This is a genomic window from Citrobacter rodentium NBRC 105723 = DSM 16636, assembly GCF_021278985.1.
GTDB classification, from domain to species: domain Bacteria; phylum Pseudomonadota; class Gammaproteobacteria; order Enterobacterales; family Enterobacteriaceae; genus Citrobacter_A; species Citrobacter_A rodentium.
In genome coordinates this window covers 2,475,983-2,495,071 of the sequence record NZ_CP082833.1, presented here as the reverse complement: position 1 = coordinate 2,495,071, position 19,089 = coordinate 2,475,983, and the positions used below count along the sequence as shown (strand labels likewise).

Annotated in this window: 6 protein-coding genes and 1 pseudogene; 4 read left to right on the top strand and 3 right to left on the bottom strand. The window is 54.4% G+C overall.

The window, feature by feature from the left end; all coding sequences use genetic code 11:
- Positions 1 to 9: 9 nt before the first annotated feature.
- From K7R23_RS11815 to K7R23_RS11805, 3 genes are all read right to left on the bottom strand, one after another.
- The gene (locus tag K7R23_RS11815) at positions 10 to 1,551 is read right to left on the bottom strand and encodes an EAL domain-containing protein (protein WP_012907073.1); all 1,542 of its coding nucleotides are present in this window, start codon (positions 1,549 to 1,551) and stop codon (positions 10 to 12) included.
- A gap of 180 nt (positions 1,552 to 1,731) precedes the next feature.
- A complete protein-coding gene (locus K7R23_RS11810; RefSeq protein ID WP_012907074.1) occupies positions 1,732 to 2,238 on the bottom strand; it encodes a hypothetical protein in 507 nt (168 codons plus the stop codon).
- Complete coding sequence (locus tag K7R23_RS11805) at positions 2,211 to 2,960, bottom strand: winged helix-turn-helix domain-containing protein (protein ID WP_012907075.1); 750 nt, start codon at positions 2,958 to 2,960, stop codon at positions 2,211 to 2,213. Before K7R23_RS11805 ends, K7R23_RS11810 begins: the two co-directional genes overlap by 28 nt.
- A gap of 469 nt (positions 2,961 to 3,429) precedes the next feature.
- Between K7R23_RS11805 and K7R23_RS11800 the strand changes: the two are divergent.
- The 4 genes and pseudogenes from K7R23_RS11800 to stbD all read left to right on the top strand — a co-directional run bounded on the left by K7R23_RS11800 (position 3,430) and on the right by stbD (position 18,844).
- Positions 3,430 to 3,966: pseudogene (locus K7R23_RS11800) on the top strand (fimbrial protein).
- A 57-nt stretch (positions 3,967 to 4,023) separates the two neighbouring features.
- Complete coding sequence (locus K7R23_RS11795) at positions 4,024 to 4,785, top strand: fimbria/pilus periplasmic chaperone (protein WP_012907076.1); 762 nt, start codon at positions 4,024 to 4,026, stop codon at positions 4,783 to 4,785.
- Positions 4,766 to 7,324: a fimbrial outer membrane usher protein gene (locus K7R23_RS11790; protein WP_012907077.1), complete on the top strand. Its 2,559-nt coding sequence runs from the start codon at positions 4,766 to 4,768 to the stop codon at positions 7,322 to 7,324. The genes K7R23_RS11795 and K7R23_RS11790 overlap by 20 nt, the downstream gene beginning before the upstream one ends.
- A gap of 3 nt (positions 7,325 to 7,327) precedes the next feature.
- Positions 7,328 to 18,844 (top strand): fimbrial usher protein StbD, encoded by an 11,517-nt coding sequence (gene stbD / locus K7R23_RS11785; protein ID WP_012907078.1) that lies wholly within the window; start codon positions 7,328 to 7,330, stop codon positions 18,842 to 18,844.
- Positions 18,845 to 19,089: the final 245 nt, after the last annotated feature.

The following is a 19,089-nucleotide window of genomic DNA, read 5'->3' as shown; positions in this document are numbered from 1 at the left end:
TTGTGCCGTTTACTCACTGACGATCCTGTTCTGTTGCTGAACATCTTTATCAAGCCATACCATAAAATCGGCTGAACTCATCGGCCTGGCATACAGATATCCCTGAATATAATTCACCCCCTGATCCAGGATATAGCGCAGCTGGTGTTTCGAACTGACTCCTTCAGCAACAACCTGTAGCCCCAGATTTTGACTCAACGTGATAATGGTATCGAGGATCGGAACATCGCTGCCGCTGGTATCAATGGTGTTAATAAACGTGCGGTCGATTTTAAGGTAATCCGCAGGTAACTGTTGCAGATACGAGAGCGAACAGTAGCCGGTGCCAAAGTCATCAATGGCGATTTCTACTTGCTGACTCCGCAACAGCTCCAGTTTTGCCGACACCTTAGCCGGTTCAGCAATTAAACTCCGCTCAGTTAATTCCAGGATCAGCCCCAGTTTAGCCAGCCGTTCCTTTAGCGCCATCACATCGCTGACGAAATCGTCGCTAATAAGGTGCTCGGGCGCAATGTTGACGCTGATATAAAAGCCCTCCGGCACCTTCCAGCGACTGACATCCTTTGCAATTAAGTCAAAGAGATGACGGGTAAGCGCGACAATTTTGCCTTCATTTTCCGCAGCGGTGATAAAGATATCGGGAGAAATAAAACGGCCATGGGGCTGCGGCCAGCGTAATAATGCTTCTGCGCCGCCGCAGGCGCTGCGACCGACGTTAAAGACGGGCTGATAATGGACCTGAAATTCGTTGTTAGCGATCCCACGCTCAATTTCACGTCCCAACGATAAGCTCTTTTGACGCCAACGGCGGTACAGCAAAACAAACAAAAAAGAGAAGCAGAGCGAGAGCAGAATGAAGATTAACAAATTTTGCAGCCACCAGGCGGATAGCGTGGAAAAAGAGGTTTCTACCCGCAGATGAATATCACCGTTGGCCGAAGTAAAGCGCTGCGTCAGGAATGGCTTTTCACCGCTATCGACGCCGCTGACGATGGCATTACCGTTCCCCATCGTCAGCCTGAACACGGAGGATCTTTCCGCCGCCAGAATATCCATAAGTTCCTGGATATATTGTGAATCGACGATTGTAAAAACGGCTTTTTGCGCCGAGATTTTTTCCGCGTAGAGAATAACAGGCCGATCGGGTCCCTCTGCCATTCTTTTCGCAACAAGTATCATACGTTCAGGCAAAAGCGCAGGCAGCGTCAGACCGCTCAGTTGCGAAAAGGGCTGCCTTTTTTCCCCCGACACAAATGAACAGGTCATCTCTCCGTTTTCCAGAACGCCGATATCGCGAATATAGGGGGTAAAAGCCCGTGTTCGCGTCAGCGCATCCAGCATATCGGGACAGCGGCGGTTAACCAGCAGCGCGGCTTTCTTCGTCGCGCGCCAGGAAACGGCGGACATATCGGAACTGAAACGTAATAACGTTTTACCGCTGATGGAAATATCCTGCTTTAAAATCAGCGTACTGACGACAAAAGCAAGGGAAATCATAATTCCTAAAGGAATAAAGATGGACAACATTAGAAAGGATTTCTTTATTTTCAAAATGTTACCCTCTCATTACGCGCCTTTTACTTAATATGCCTTCCATCTTACCTTATTTATACTAACACAGGTCAGACATAGACAAAATTCAACGCGCAATAATACCCTTCAGTAACAATATATACAGCAACATTTATTCAATGATGACATTCCTGACCAGCCATTACTGTACGCGGCTAACTACGTCGCCCCCAGCGAGCCGGAACTAGTGGTACAGATATTATAGATACGGCGATTGAGGGAATACATATAGGTATTCTTGCCAATTTTAACCAGCTTAAGCTCATTCACCGTTCCGGGCTGTAGCAGACGCAGCCAGGAAAACATCCCTTCGGTGGTGTCTGCCGGGTATTTTTTGACCGAGTTTACTTTAAAAGTGAACGTCCTGACGCTGGTCCTGAGGAGTTTGGTGATATTAATATCCTGAAAAAACAATCTTTTCGGTCGCCCTTCCTTTTCCACCTTATAATGAATCGCCAGCCGTTCTGATTTCAGATTAAGGACAAACGTACCGCTCAGCTTCGTCTGCATTGGCGCAAGATAAACGATTGATTTCGATGTGCAGATGAAATCATCAACGACGACAGTATTGCGCCGGTTTTCCCATCGTAGCGCTATCGTCAATAAAATAAGCAACAGGATAAAGATAATGCTTATCGTCAGTATCGTTCTTTTATGGTCAGACATTTTGGCACCGCTGTTTCCACTGGATTTAAACATTGAAAGAAAATATTGATGTCAGGCTCCCGGACGTAGTAGATGTAGCGCCCGTTTCGTCGGTAAATTTTGAGCGTCATCGTCGTATATGCGTTAATCACTTCATTAAATGTGACTTTGTCTCCCTTCATTTTATAAAAGTGATAGCCATCAAACTCGCCGAGAGAGATAAACACCCCTTCCGCTTCATGTCGGGGTAAGGTGTGATAAAGACAGACCGCGACAGAAACAAGAAGCAAAAACAAGATACTGGCGGTCAGATACAGATATCTTCTGTCGGCATTTTTTAATGTCTGCGGCTCAGGCGAAAGATTAACGGGTTCAGCATCCGCAGTCGTATTATCCGGTGTTATCCGGGGCGCAGGCGTTTCATCAACCGGAGTCATTGGCACCGACAGCGATATGCCAACCCGCGGCCGGGTAACAATATCGGAAGCGAGCAGCCCGACGTTGCTGAAGCTATTTCGCAACTGATTAATCAGTTTGTAATAACTGGACTCAGAGACGCAGCCACCGCGACTTTTCCAGACGAAATGAATAATTTCTTCTTTTTTATAAAGCCCCTGCCAGAAAGCCAGCAGCAAATGGCATTCTGATTCCGAGAGTCTGACGACTTTATCTTCCTGAGTTAATGTCATTTTAACGCTATCAAATAGCACACGTTGATCTAACAGAAATTTCTTTGCGTTCATTGCCACCCTGTTCTGACTACATTATTCCATCGCTGACAATATTAACACGCTCTGAACAAAATTCATCCCCGCTGTAAAAGTGATTTCCCTCAGGAAGTTGCCAATAATAAACTCCGTTAAATTGCGTAAAAATTCAATTGCAGAATCAACAAGTTAAACACCTTACTTTTTCTGAATCGTCTAAACCATACTGGCGGAATATGCCAATGTCAAAGGGGTAAGAAAAAAGTAAGAGTTATTCAGATCGGCAGTCAATACTTTTCAGAATGTTTTCCCTAGACTCGCTCTTGTCACATTGACCGTGTGAACCATTTGCGTCAAACGGAGCAACATCACGCAGGAAAAGTGAACCTTCTGCACAGCTGCCCCGCCAACCAAATAAGCTGTAGACATTAACGTTATCAACCGTATTTCAGGGCAATAATGATTTGCGCCTGAATAAAAACGTAACTAAAGGACTAAATTAATCATGTTCAAAAAAAATGCCGTAACCCTGCTCGCCGCATCGCTTTTTATTTCAACCAGCGCGCTGGCGGCATCTGATAATACCATCACCTTCCAGGGCGAAGTGACCGATGAAACGTGCTCCGTAGCAATTAATGGCAATCAGGCGAAACCCGTCGTGTTATTACCTACCGTCAGTAGCAAAGATTTAACCCAAGACGGTGAAACCGCAGGCTAGGTTACTTTTGATATTGGCGTATCGGGTTGTATGGGCGACGTGGCGAAAACAACCAAAATTTCTACCGTTTTCGTCGGCAATCAGGTGACCAGTAATGGCAACCTGGGCAATACCGGTAGCGCTAAAAATGTTGAAGTCCAGCTTCTGGATACCTCTGATGCGGTTATTAATCTGACCAACGGTTTTACCGGTAATGGCGATCTGCAACTGGAAGCTGGCGCATCTGAAGCCAGCGCGACCTACACCGCGCAATATTATTCAACCGGTAAAGCAACGGCGGGCTCTGTGAAAGCGACGCTGCAATATTCCGTTTCATATCAATAACTGATGCTGAGCCTGGCGTAATGCCAGGCTATTTTAGGTTCTGATGGAGCTTTTGAGATGAAAAAGGATGTCCGGCTTTCAGGAATACGATGGCTGTTCGCTTTCTTATTTCTGTTTATCCCTCTCTCCTCGCTTTATGCCAGCGTGACAATCATCGGCAGCAGAATTATCTATCCCTCTGACGTCTCATCCGTCGATGTACAGCTAAAAAATAATGATGCGTTTCCGTATATCGTGGAAACGTGGTTTGACGATGGCGATATTAACGTTCGTCCGCAGGATCCCCGCTTAACGCCATTTATTACAACACCGCCGGTATTCAGAATACAGCCAAAGGCGGGCCAGGTTGTTCGCGTTGTTTTTACGGGTAAGAAACCCCTGCCGGAAGATCGTGAATCGGTATTCTGGTTCAATGCGCTACAGGTTCCGCCTTCAAATCTCGAGGGCACCTCGCAGCAAAATAAAATGCTGGTCATGCTGCGTACGCGTATAAAACTTTTTTATCGCCCCACGAATCTGGGCAGTCCGCGCGACCTGGGGAAAAAGTTACAGGTAAACGCGGTACATGACGCCAGGCATGGATATGGCATTCGCCTGACCAACCCCACGCCCTGGTTCGCCTCTGTCAGCAATATACAGGCTACGGTCAATCACGCCCCGGTTGAACTCGAAGCGGATATGGTTGCGCCCTTTTCCAGCCACTCTTTTTGGGCGCCGGGAAAAAAGATAAGTAAACCTCTCTCAGGAAAAGTCACCGTGACGTTGGTCAACGATCAGGGCGCAAGGATAAGCGAAGACTATGAAGTTACGCACAATTAATGCCGCACATTGCGGACTGGCTATTCTGCCTGCGCTGCTGTGTCCTGCCTCAGCGCTGGGCGAAGAGTACTATTTTGATTCGGCGCTCTTTCAGGGCTCGGCTTACGGCCAGAATATCGCCCGCTTTAATGAAAAAAATATCCTTGAAGGCGATTATCTGGTCGACGTGTATGTTAATGGCGAACTGGTTAAGTCTGGCGCCAACATTCGTTTTTCTCCTGCGCCTGACGGGCGGCAGACGCAACCCTGCCTGCCGCTTTCGGTCATGCAGGCGGCAAAGGTGAAAAACCTGCCCGACGACGACGCCAGTGTACCGTGCCGCGCTCTGAAACAGTGGCTCCCCCATGCCGACTGGCAGTTTGATAGCGCAACCCTGCAATTACGCTTAACCATTCCCATGACGGAACTGGTGCGTCAGCCACACGGTTATATTCCGCCATCGCAATGGGATAGCGGCGCGCTGGCGTTATTTCTGCGCCATAACACGAACTGGTCGGCAACCCACAACAGCGACAGCCATTCACATTACCAGTACCTCTGGAGCGGCATCAATGCGGGCACCAACCTCGGACTCTGGCAGTTACGTCACCAGGGAAACCTGCGCTATGCGAAAAGCGATTACAGCGGTAGCGCCTACCGCTACAACAGTGTCCGTACCTGGGTACAGCGACCTTTCGCCTCCACCAACGCACTGATGACGCTGGGCGACGCGTACACTGACTCCAGCCTGTTTGGCAGCCTCTCTTTTAACGGCATTAAATTTGCAACGGACGAACGGATGTGGCCGCAGGGTAAACGCGGATATGCCCCGGTAGTGCAAGGCGTTGCGGCCAGCAGCGCGCATGTGGTGGTGAAACAGCTGGGGAAAGTCATCTATGAAACCAACGTCCCCCCAGGACCTTTCCTGATAGACGACCTTAATAACACCCGTTATCAGGGCGATCTGGACGTTGAGGTCATTGAAGCAAGCGGCAAAAGCGCGCGCTTTACCGTGCCCTACTCCTCTATACCCGATTCAATCAGGCCAGGAAACTGGCGCTATTCCGTTGCGCTCGGCAGAGTGCGACAGTATTACGACATTGAAAATCATTTCCTGGAAGGGACGTTACAGCGTGGCGTAAATAACAATCTGACCGTTAATGTCGGCTCACGCATCGCAAAAGATTACCAGGCATGGCTGGCTGGCGGCGTCTGGGCGACGAGCTGGGGGGCGTTCGGTATGAATTCCACCTGGTCGAACGCGCGGGTGGAAAACCAGCAACGGCAGCAGGGCTGGCGGGCAGAGCTGAGTTACAGTAAGACCTTCACCACCGGCACCAACCTGGTGCTGGCGGCCTACCGCTATTCCACCAGCGGCTTTCGCGATTTGCAGGACGTTCTCGGCGTGCGCCGACAGGAAGAGACGGGCATCCATTACTACTCTGATTCCCTGCATCAGCGAAACCGTTTATCCGCCACCGTCAGCCAGCCGTTAGACCGTTTTGGCAGCCTCAATCTCAGCGCCAGTACCGCTGACTATTACAATAATCAGTCGCGTATCAGCCAGTTACAGTTAGGCTACAGCAACCAGTGGCGCGGGATCAGCTACGGTCTGAATCTCGCCCGACAGCGCTCAAGCTGGGATTATGACCGCTTCTACCACAGCGTTTATGAACCGCACGATGCCAGCAGGCATGAAAAATATACCGAGACCACGCTAGCGTTTAACGTCTCGGTGCCGTTTGACTGGGGGCAGAACCGTTCAACCGTCGCCATGAACTATAACCAGTCCCGGCAAAACCGTTCGACAACCCTTTCCATGACCGGAACCAGTGGCAAAAACAGCGATCTGTCCTGGTCGGTGTATGGCGGCTATGAAGATTATCGCAACAGCGACGATGACGCGGCGGCGACCTTTGGCGGTAACCTTCAGCAGAACACTCGATTTGGCGCCGTTCGCGCCAGCTATGATCAGGGCGAAAACTACCGCCAGGCCGGACTTGGGGCGTCGGGTACGCTGGTTCTGCACGCTGGCGGCATCACGGCTGGCCCATACACCAGCGAGACTTTCGCGCTGATCCAGGCGGACGGCGCGCAGGGCGCAGTCGTGCAAAACGGTCAGGGGGCGGTGATTGACCACTTTGGCTACGCCATTCTGCCGTCATTATCCCCTTACCGCACCAATAACATCGCGCTTGATACGCGCAAAATGCGCGCCGACGCAGAGCTGGCGGGCGGCAGCAAGCAGGTTGTTCCTTACGCTGGCGCTATCGCCAAAATCACCTTCGCCACCATCAACGGTAAGGCCGTACTCATTAATGTAAAAATGCCGGACGGCGGCATTCCGCCGATGGGTGCGGAAGTGATCAACGGCGAAGGCGCGAACGTCGGCATGGTCGGACAGGGTGGGCAAATCTACGCCCGTCTCGCCAATCCTTCCGGTAGCCTGCTGGTACGCTGGGGCAAAGGGATTAACCAGCGCTGTCGGGTCGCGTATCAGATCGATCCTCATGCCGCAGCCAACGTTCTTCATTTAAATCAATTATGTGAGAAGGAATAGCAGATGCTTTATATTCCCCGGACGCTTTTGCTCATTTCCGGCCTGCTACTTAACGCGCCGTTATGGGCAAACTGCATTAAAGTGACCAGTAATGCCGACCTGTCCGCCGCGGCGATTAACGCCGGCTACACGGCCAAAAACTGGACCGGCGCCTACGACACCAACACCGGCAAGCTCGGCCTTCCTTCTGTTGTCAGCGTCAGCGGTAACGATAAGTTTCAACCTCCCGGAACCGTGCTCGCCAGCGCGGTGGGCAACTTTATGACCGCGGCGGTCCAGTCCCCCTATGGCAACCAGCAGGTCCTTTTTCGCTGCGATCTTGCGGATGCGGGAAAGTTATATGAACTTTATTCCACCAACGGTGATAACGCCTTTACAGGAGGTTTTGACGTACCGGAGCTTCCGGGCGCCTATTTTGACGTTGAGCGTAATGTTGCGGTACGGATGACCAATCTGAGCACCGGGGAATATTACAGCCGCTACTGGAAGCAGCGAAAGCTGACCGCGGACAGCTGGTTTCAGGATGAAAACTATATCTACATTCCCGCCAGCGCCTTCAGTAATGTGCTGTACGAAATGGTACGGATTAAGGCAATCACCTATTACGTCTATTCAGATGCAAGGAATCTGGACACCTATTCCCAGCCGCGCGGCTATATCGCCTTTAAAGGCCCCGGCCTGCTGACGGATAAAATCAGTGGCGGGATGGATCACCGCACTAACTATTACGGCTGGCCTGACGAGTGGCCCGGCGCGTGGAGCAGCTACATGGACGTGACGTATGTCAGAGGGGCGCTATGTAAGGTTAAAGATTATCCTGCGGTGGTAAAAATTCCGCCGATTACGGGACGTGCGCTGATGTCCGGCACCAGCAGCCAGGCCTCTTTCAGGCTGAGCCTTGAATGTGAAACCGGGGCGATATCCGGGACGGGCAACAGTGGCACAAACGTGGCGATGGGCTTTATGGTCAACCAGCCCATCGCTGTCGCCGCCGCGCAAAAGCTCGGTCTGACCACCTCAGGCGGTGGGCTGACCTGGCTGCTGGATAACCACTACGGCGCAGACGGCAGCATTAAACCGATTAAGGGCGAAGGCGCGGCGCCAGCGGTCGCTATCGACGCCTCCGCGCTCGGCGGCATGTATGCTAACCGTATTCGCCTGACCTCCACCGAGAGCGGCGTGGGGGTCAACCTGGGGAACCTGAATGCCCGCCAGGGGGACATCACCCTCAACGCGGCGGGTAAGCTGGTGCTGAAAAACAGTCTCGCCAGCGGCAACACCACCGTCACCGCAGCAAACGTCACGCTCAGCGGTGATAACAAGGCTGGCGGCTCTCTCGCGGTTAGCGGGAAAAACGCGCTGACGCTGGAGCAGTCACGCCTCGCGGCGGATAAAAATTTGTCTCTCGCCTCTTCCGGGCAGATTGTGCAGAATGGCGGTGAACTGACCGCCGGACAGAACGCCGCGCTTAGCGCGCAGCGTCTGACGCAAACGTCGGGCGCGGTGAACGCCGCCGGAAACGTGACCCTCTCAGCCCACGAGGACGCCACCCTGAACGGCAGCACCGTCGCCGGGCAATCTCTTGCCATCAGCAGCGGCAGTCTGCATAACAGCGGCACGCTGGCCGCCGGTACGGATGCCACGCTGAACACGGGGATATTCAGCAACACCGGCGCCGTCCAGGGTAACAGCCTGAAGGTCGCCGCCAGCGACCTCAGCAGCACAGGCAGCCTGAAAAGCGCCACTACCCTCGACATCTCGGCCCGCAACGCCACGCTCTCCGGTGAGACGAGCGCAAAAGGTAAAATTAACGTTTCCGCCACCGACAGTCTTAATCATCAGGGCAGGCTGATTGGCGACGATACGCTGACGCTAAAGGCGGCGCAGATTCACAACAGCGGCACGCTCTCGGCAAAACAGGGGCTTACCGCTCAGGCTGAGTCGCTGACCGCCAGCGAAAAATCGGTTATCCACAGCGACGGAAACCTGTCGCTGAACAGTACCGACATCACCCTTGCCGGCGAAACCAGCGCGAACGGCGCGGTTATGTTAAAAGGGAAAAGCCTGGCAACGACAGCCGCTGCACAGACGCAGGGCAACAGCGTCAGCGTGGAGGTACAGAACGCGCAGCTCGACGGTACGCAGGCAGCAAGGGAAAGCCTCACGCTGAAGGCTGGCGGTAGCCTGCGCCACGCCGGGAAATCCTCAGCGTCAGTGCTGAACGCTGAAAGTGAAAATTTCAGCAACAGCGGTACGCTCACGGCCTCCGCGCTTTCGCTCAACGGCCCCACGATCGTCAACAGCGGTCTGCTGCACGCTGAACAGACGCTTTCGCTGGTCACTCGTCTGCTGGATAACCGTAGCAGCGGCGTACTCTACAGCCCGGCGGCGTTGTCCCTGACGCTACCCGAACTGAAAAACGCAGGCATCATTACCAGCGATGCCGCCCTTACCCTCGCCGGTAACCAGTTGACGAACAGCGGGGAGATAAGCGCCGCGGCGCTGTCGCTGGATTACGCTACGCTGGATAACCACACCGGCGGCCTGCTGCTGGCGCAGAGCGACAGCCGCATTACGGCGCAATCGCTGTCCAGCGCAGGCACTATTGCCGGTAATACGCTGACGCTGACTGCGGATCATCTCACCAGCGCCGGTCTGTTACAGGGCGATGCTTCTCTGTCATTAACCACCGGGATGCTGGATTTACTCGCCGGATCGCGCACGCTGACGGGCGGAAATCTGGCGCTTTCCGGTAGTACGTTAGCCACCAGCGGCCAGCTTCAGGGGCAGAACGTCAGCGTTCACACCCACGACTGGCAGAATAGCGGTAGCCTGCTGGCAACGGATTCTCTTGATATTTCCGCAGCCGGAACCCTTGGCAACAGCGGCGAACTTATGAGCCAGCGCAACGCCACGCTGGCGACGGGGACAACCGACAACCGCGGCAGCCTGCTGACCGCAGGCGATCTTTCGCTTAGCGGGGAGACGCTTCGCAACAGCGGTACGATTCAGGGGAACCGTGTTACCGCTCATCAGAACAGTATTACCAACGGCGGAACGTTTACCGGGATCGCTGCGCTGACGCTCGCCGCCCGACTCGAGATGGCTGCGCCGCTACTTTCACTGGTGAATGAATCTTCGGGCTCGCTGCTGACGGCTGGCGATTTAACAGTTACTGCCGGCGATCTGCGCAACGCGGGGCAATGGCAAGGGAAACAAGTCGTTGTCCATGCGCAGGCGCTCGCCAACAGCGGCGCGATCCAGGCGGCAGAGTTGCTGGATGCGCAGATCGGCAGCACTCTTACCGGCACATCCGGCAGCAAAATCACCTCAAACGGTGAGCTGGCGTTGTCTGCTTTGACGCTTGCGAACAGCGGGCAGTGGATAGCGAAAAACCTGACATTACATTCTGATACGCTGACCAACAGCGGCGAAATCACCGGCGTTGACGGGCTTGCGGTCACGCTGAATCAGGATCTGAATAATCAGTCTGGCGGTAAACTGTTGAGCGCAGGCGCTCTGACACTCAGCGCGGGCAGCGTCGCCAACGCCGGACAACTACAGGGTAAAACGACCTCCGTCACCGCAGGGCAACTGACCAACAGCGGTCGTGTCCAGGGCGAAGCGCTGACGCTGAACGTCGCCAGCGGATTGAGCAACCGCGCCAATGGCGTACTGCTGAGCCAGGATACGCTACAGGTTTCAGCAGCGACGCTAAATAATCAGGGCACCGTCCAGGGCGGCGGTGAATCCACGTTGAAGTCCGGCACCCGCCTGGAAAACGACGGCAAAATTCTCTCGGGCAGTAAACTCACGCTGACCACGCAGGAACTGAAGAACAATAGCGGCGGGCTGATCCAGGCCGTCGCCCTACTGCTGGATGCGGCGAACGCGGTGAACAGCGGACGCCTGCTGGCGGCCGGTAATGCAGAGCTGCGCGGCGCTTCGCTTAATAACAGCGGCACGCTTCAGGGCACGGATTTGCTGGTGAATTACCGCAACGTCACCCACAGCGGAACGGCGCTGGGAACGACCGCTCTCACCGTTAATGGCGACACGCTGGCACAGAGCGACGCGGGTCGTCTGTACAGCGCGGGGAGTTTGCTGCTGGATATGCGCGACTTCAGCGGGCGCGGCCAGGTAGTGGCGCTGGGGGATGCCACCCTGAAACTGGTTAACGCGCTCACCAACAGCGGCACGCTGGCCGCTGGTAAAACGCTTTCCATTACGTCGCAAAATGCGATCGCCAACAGCAAAGTCATACAGGGCAATAGCGTTAATCTCAGTGCGGGCGGAGCGTTCACTAATAACGGAACGCTCACCACCGGAAACGGCAGCAGCGCCTTCAGCGCGCAGAGCCTGCTGCTCAACGCGTCCGGCTCGCTGCAGGCAGGCGGCGATGTGAGCCTGACCAGCCGGAGCAATATCACCGTCAACGGTTTTACCGGGACGGCAGGCAACCTGACGATGAACGCCGCAGGCACGCTGCTTAATAGCGCGCTGATTTACGCCGGAAACAATATGAAGCTGTTTGCCGACCGGCTGCACAACCTTCACGGCGATATCCTGGCGGGTAATAGCCTGTGGATGCAGAAGAATGCGGCGGGAGGGGCGAATACGGAAGTTATTAACCGTTCGGGCAATATTGAGACTACGCGTGGCGATATTGTCATTAACACGGGGCATTTGCTGAATACCCGTGAAGGTTTATCCGCCAGTACCACCACTACCACTCAACCAGTCATTGCGGGTATTGGACAGCCCACTCTCAGTCTTCATTATTTACAGCTTCCTGACGGAAGTTACGGATATTACACCACCAAAGAGTACAAAGAAGCGGGCGGTGGATGTGCCGGGGCAGATGGCGGATGCAGCGTATGGACAGAAACAACCTATCACTATGCGCCCTTTGAGGCGTATGCGACACAAAAGTTTGTTTTGAATGAAACCCGCACAGAGGTTTCCAGTCACGGTGATAGTGCCCGTATCGCGTCAGGCAGAAATATGTCTGTCACGGCCAGCCTGCTTGAGAACCAGGCCAGTAACATGCTGAGTGCAAACAACCTCTCACTTCAGGGAGGGGAACTGAACAATCAAAGTTGGCAAAATAGTGTCACCTCTGATGTTTTGGTTTACCGGTATGAAGGGAAATATGCTCAGTACGCTATTCCTGAGGGGGGATTAAGTAACTCTGAGAACAAGTATCAGAAATATGCCCAGGGTATTCGCTTTACTCTTCAGGGACATGAGACACAGACAGAGCAGGGAGCACTGTACCGTGCCGTTATTCAGGCGGGCGGTAATGTTACTGCTGATTTTACCCGGAATATCAGCAATACCACGACGATCTCTGATGCAGGGCAAATCAGCAACACCATAACTGCCCCGTCGCTGAATACGTTAAGTCAGCAGAACATTAGCGGTGGCCTCACTCAGACAGCATTGCAGGACGCAAGCACTGTGATGGTCGGTTCCCCGCAATGGATTGATGAAGTCTCCGGTGCACTGAAGAATATTGCCGACGGTTCGTCACTTTCCAATCAGAACGGCAACAGCGGCAGCTACCCCCTGCCCTCCGGAAACAATGGTTTCTTTGTTCCGTCAACCGATCCCGATAGCCCCTATCTGATTACTGTAAACCCGAAGCTGGATGGTCTTGGCGATCTGGACGGCACTCTGTTTAACGGCCTGTATGATCTGCTCGGGGTGAAGCCGGGTCAACCGCCCCGTGAAACGGATAGCCGCTGGACCGATGAACAGCAGTTTCTCGGCTCATCCTATTTTCTTGACCGTCTTGGCCTGAAGCCAGAGAAAGAATACCGCTTCCTCGGCGATGCGGCGTTCGATACACGATATGTATCAAATGCGATGCTGAATCAGACCGGTTCACGTTATATCAACGGGCTCGGTTCAGACCTCGAACAGATGGAGTACCTGATGGACAGCGCGGCATCTCAGCAAAAAGGTCTTGGACTCACCTTCGGCGTGGCGCTGACCGCGGAGCAGGTTGCCGGTCTGTCCGGCAGTATTCTGTGGTGGGAAGCGGCGACCATTAATGGCCAGACCGTGATGGTGCCGAAGCTGTATCTCTCGCCGCAGGATGTAACTATCCATAACGGCAGCGTAATCAGCGGCGATAACGTGCAGCTTGCCGCTGGCGCTATCACCAACAGCGGCGGCACGCTGACCGCACAGAACGACCTTTATCTGGATGCGGCCAACAGCATCAGCAACCTGAACGCGGGGCTGATCAACGCGGGCGGCAATCTGAACCTGAGCGCCATAAGCGATATCAACAATATCGGCTCTGCTATCAGTGGCAAAAGCGTCGCGCTGGAAAGTGTCACCGGCAGCATCAATAACATTACCCGTACGCAGCAGTGGAATGCGGGCAGTAATGGCCGCTATGGTAGCGTGCATATCAGCGGCACGGACACCGGTCCGGTGGCGAACATCAGCGCCACAGACTCACTCTCACTGGATGCCAGGAAGAACATTAATATCACCGGGGCGGAAGTCTCGTCTGGTAATTCTCTGGGAATGTCCGCGGGGAATGATATCAACATTGCGGCGAATCAGATAAGCGAGAGCAAAAGTCGCTCCGGTTTCTGGTATACCAGTGATAACAGCTCATCATCAGTCTCCACGAAGGGCAGCACTGTCAGCACAGGCGGAGATCTGGTGATGGTTGCAGACAATAATATGAACGTCACCGCCTCTTCTGTCTCCGCAGGTAACAGCGCCCTACTCTCTGCGGGCAACGACCTGAACCTGAACGCGGCGCGTGAAGCTGAAAACCATCGTAACGGCAGGTCTGAGCGCCACGAAAGTCATGCCGCCGTTTCCACGGTCGCTGCCGGGGAAAATCTCACTCTTGCCGCTGGTCATGACGTTAACAGCCAGGCCGCGGGGATTGCCGCAGAAAACAATGTCGTCGTTCAGGCCGGACGGGATATAAACCTGCTGGCGGAGGCGGCAACGGAAGGCAATAGCTACACGGCGAAGAAGAAAAAAGAGATCAATGAGTCCGTTCGTCAGCAAAGCACCGACATCACCGCTGGCGGTAACGTCACCGTCGTTGCCGGACGGGATGTGAATGCCCAGGCTACCGATATGTATGCTTCTGGCGACGCCGCGGTGGTGGCCGGACGGGATATCACCCTGACGACCGCTACCGAAAGCGACTACGAGTACCGGGAGAAGAAAAAAACCTCCGGCGGTATGTTCAGTAAGAAAACCACCCACACCATCCATGAGGAAAGCCATACCCGCGAGAAAGGCACGCAGCTTTCCGGTGAAAACGTGACGCTCAGTGCAGGCAACAATCTGATGGTGCAGGGTTCATCCGTCGCCGCTGAACGCGATGTAGTACTGAAAGCCGGCAACGACGTAACGGTGGAGGCTGCCACCAACACCGACACCCACTACGATATGAAGAAGACGAAAAAATCCGGCATCTTCAGCAGTGGTTCGGGCCTCGGCGTCACTATTGGTTCGCAGTCGACAAAAACGATCCGCCAGGGCGCGGAAACCACCCAGAGTGACGCGCGCAGTATGGTGGGTACTTCCGGCGGTAACGTCATCATCAGCGCCGGAAATCAGGTCACGCTGAGCGCCGCCGACGTGATTGCCGGACGGGCACAGGACGATACCACCCGTACCACCGGGCATATCGATATCACCGGCAGCGATATTGCCGTGATCCCCGGACGGGACACCGTGACTGAATCAGTGAAGCACGAAAGTCAATCTTCCGGCATTACGGTCAGCGTGAAGACGCCGTTTGAAGATACCGTGCGTAACGTGCGTGACACTGTTCGTGGAAAAGACGGCAGCGGCAACAGCACCGTGAATAAGGTGAAATCGCTGAGTGCGGAAGGCGCCGCCGTTGCCCTTGATGGTCCCGGGCAGATGGTTGCCGTGTCCGCAAGCCGCAGCAAGTCATCCTCCGAATCACACTACGAGGGCGAGTTTAACAGTGGCAGCAGCCTTGCCGCCGCAGGCAATATCCAGATGACCGCCACCGGCAAACAGGGTGACGGCAGCGGGGATATTCTCATCGCCGGGAGCCAGGTTAATGCCGGAGAAGCGGCTATCCTGGATGCGAAGCGCGACGTTAACATCACCACCTCGACCGACAGCGAGCGCTACAGTAACAGCAGTAAATCCAGCGGCTGGAACATCACCAATGAGATGCCGACCGCCGGTAGCGCCACTCGCGCCACCCAGGGAAGTGGTAAGCACGGCAACCAGCTGCTGCCGGGCGGGATGAACCACTCGCAGGATAACAGCAGCGGAACGCGCACCACAGAAAATGCGTCGGTCATTCAGGGTTCTGATATTTATATCAACAGCCGTGAAGGCAGCGTAAAAATCAGCGGTAGCCAGCTCACCACCACGGATGATCTGATACTGTCGGCGACTAAAGGTAACATCAACGTTACTGCCGGACGCGATACCTCCCACAATGAGAGCAGCGGCAGCAGTAAAACCCTCGGTACGCTGGGTGGCGATGGTTACAGCGCCACGGCCGGTTACAGCCGGGAGCAACACAGCAGTCGTGATGATGCCGCTACTGAAAGCGGGCAGCGCAGCCAGTTAACGAGTACAAGCGGCAATATTATTGCGCAGGCCGGGGGCGATCTCTCCCTGTCAGGAACCGATGTCAGCGCCGGTAAATCGGTGTCACTCAGCGGCGAGAGCGTGCTGTTTGACGTAAGCCGCGATACCCGTGACGGGGAAGCGCACAGCAACAGTTCACAGTACGGCGTGACCGCTGCGGCTGGCGGCTGGGCGGTTGATGCCGCTAAAGCGACGGAAACGGCTGCCCGCAGCGCTGAAAACGGCGATGACCCACGGCTGACCGCGATCAGAACGGGACAGGCTGGCGCCACCGCAGCGCAGGGCGCGCTGTCTGACAACTCCGTCATCAAAGGCAAGGTATCTGTTACGGCGGGCTCTTCCTCGCAGGAGAGTGCATACCACAGCACTGTTACGCAGGGCACCACCATTCGCGCGGGTGAGAATGTCACCGTTAGCGCCGGTAACGATATTGTCGGTCAGGGCGTACAGATTGACGGCAAACAGGTAACGCTTGATGCGGGGCGCGATATTCTGCTCACAGCCTCGAAGAACACGAACAGTCAGGAGAGCAAAAACAGCGGCAATCAGTTCAGCGTCGGCGCTGGTGTAAGCCTGATCGGCTCGCAGAACGGCATCAGCGTTGAGCTGGGGGCCTCGCAGCAAAAGGGGAAAGAAAACAGCCGCTCGCAAAGCAACGCGAACAGCGTCATCCATGCTGAAGAACAGCTTACGGTGAACAGCGGACGTGACACCACCCTGCAAGGCGCTGAACTGGAAGGCAATCGCGTGGTGGCAAACATCGGACGGGATCTGACCATCAGCAGCGTTCAGGATACCGCATCTTACGACAGCAAACAGTCGTCGTCCGGCGCGGGCCTCAGCCTGTGCATTCCGCCGCTGTGCTATGGCGCCTCCTCTGGCAGCCTGAACGCCTCAGGTGAAAATGTCACCCAGCGTGGCAAAAGCGTGACCGACCAGAGCGGTATTTACGCCGGTAACGATGGCTTCGATATCACAGTTGGTAACCACACCCAGCTTGATGGCGCAGTTATCGCTTCCACTGCGGACAGCGATAAAAACAGGCTGGATACGGGAACGCTCGGCTGGACGGATATCCGTAACGAAAGCCATACCTCCGGTGACAGCTACGCTGTGGCGATTTCAGGCAGCGCCGGAGGCAGTGGAAACGCTGAAAACCGTAACGTGGTTCCGGCTATCGGTACCGGCCACGCTGAAGAGAACAGCAGCGGAACCACCTCATCCGCTGTCAGCGACGGCACCATCATCATCCGTGACCCGGCCAGCCAGAAACAGGATATCGCCAGCCTGAGCCGGGATACGGACAACGCTCACCACGGCGTGGACGTGAACGGCGACGTGCAGAAGGTGCAGGATAACCTTGCGGTACAGAGCGAAGGCGCCGCGCTGGCGACCTCCGCACTGGACGCATACGGCAGGTATGCGGAGACGAAGGCCCGGGAAGCCAATGCGGCGCTGGAAGCGAAACTCACCGCAGAAGGTAAGCTTACCGGCAGCATGACCGCCGCAGAGCGTGAAGCCACGCTGAAGGCACATCCTGATTATCAGGGGACCGACTACGGTCCGGGGAGTGAATACTGGACGAAGGGCAGCGCGGCTGCCGGACTGCTGGCTGGTGCGCTCGGCGGCAACCTGAAGGCGGGCGCTGCCGCAGGCGCGGCTCCCCTGCTCGCCACGCTGGTGAAAGAGCAGAAAGACCCGGCCATCCGCGCGGCACTTCACGGGATTGTGGCCGCCGCGCTGACGCAGCTGAGCGGCGGCAGCGGTTCTGATGGCATGAAGGCCGGCGCTGTTGGCGCCATCACCGCATCGACAATGACCGACCGTCTGGTCAGCGCACTGTATGGCAATAAAGATATCAGCGAACTGACGGCGGATGAAAAACGTCTGGTCAGCAGTCTGGTCACGATAGCGGGCGGACTGGCAGGCGCAGCGGTGACGGATGGCGAACTGTCCATGGCGGCGCTGGCGTCAAACTCGGCGAAGGTGGAGGTGGAGAATAACTCGCTGGCCGGGGATAAGGCCAGGGAGTCAGTAAAAGAAAGCGCCGAATGGTGGAAAAAGCAAATCAGGGACAAGCTGGGTGAAAACACTGCTTCCCAACTCGCCAATGGTCTGGTTAATCTGGCCAGTGAAACCGGCGATCTGGCGATGCTGGGCGGCGATACAGCGTTTGATGTTGTGGCGGCGTTAGCAGCCTGTGCCACCGGAGACAGTTACTGTAGTCAGGCGAAAAGTGATATCGCCAAGAAGGATGCAGCAGCGGCGAATGTGCTGAATGGCATCATGAATGGCGATGCGTGGGAGGGTATTAAATCCACAGCCGTTAAGGCGGCCAATGGCGATCAAAAGGCGCTGGAGAATGTTGCAGGAATAATATCTGGTGCTTTTATACCAGCGAAGCTTCTCCCTTCCGGAAGCTCAACGGCAAAAGTTATTGTTAAGCCCGTTGAGCCTAAGGGCGGAGCCGGTGGAAACTGGAATGTGCTGGATGAAATAGTTGATCCAAATGTGGTGAAACAATCAACACCAACAGGTTGTGGCGGTGCTTGCGGTGAAATGATGCTGAAAGACAGGAATATCTTTGTTGATCAAACTCAAATAGGCACTGGACTGAAAAGCCCTGAACAGTTAGCTAGAGATTTGGCCAAAAATAGTGGAAGTAGCTGGAGTGGAGGATTTGTTGGTTTTGAAGCCTATGATGCTTTGAATAAAACCGGTTCATGGAGTGCAATGATGTGGGATCAAGGTAGCAAAATTGGACATTGGGTTGTTGTTAAGGGCACTGATAGTAAAGGAAATGTATCTATCTATGATCCGTGGAAAGGAACCAGTTATAAAATGACAGATAAAGAATTTAAGGGAACCTGGAATGGAAATGCCGTCTTCAACCAGTAACTCATTATATATAAATGATATTTTATATTCAGAAGAGGATAGGAAAGTCATTTTGTATTTTAGCTGTATTGATAATAAAGAAATTTTCTCGGCTGAAGTGAAAAAAGTTGGGGAGATAAAGTTGGTCAGTTCTGACGAGTTGTACTCGTTCTTAATGAAGTTCATGCCTTATGAACCTTCAATTTTTAATAAGTTGCATAAAATAATATGGGATTATATTGAAGGTCGGGAAGTAATCTTCCCGA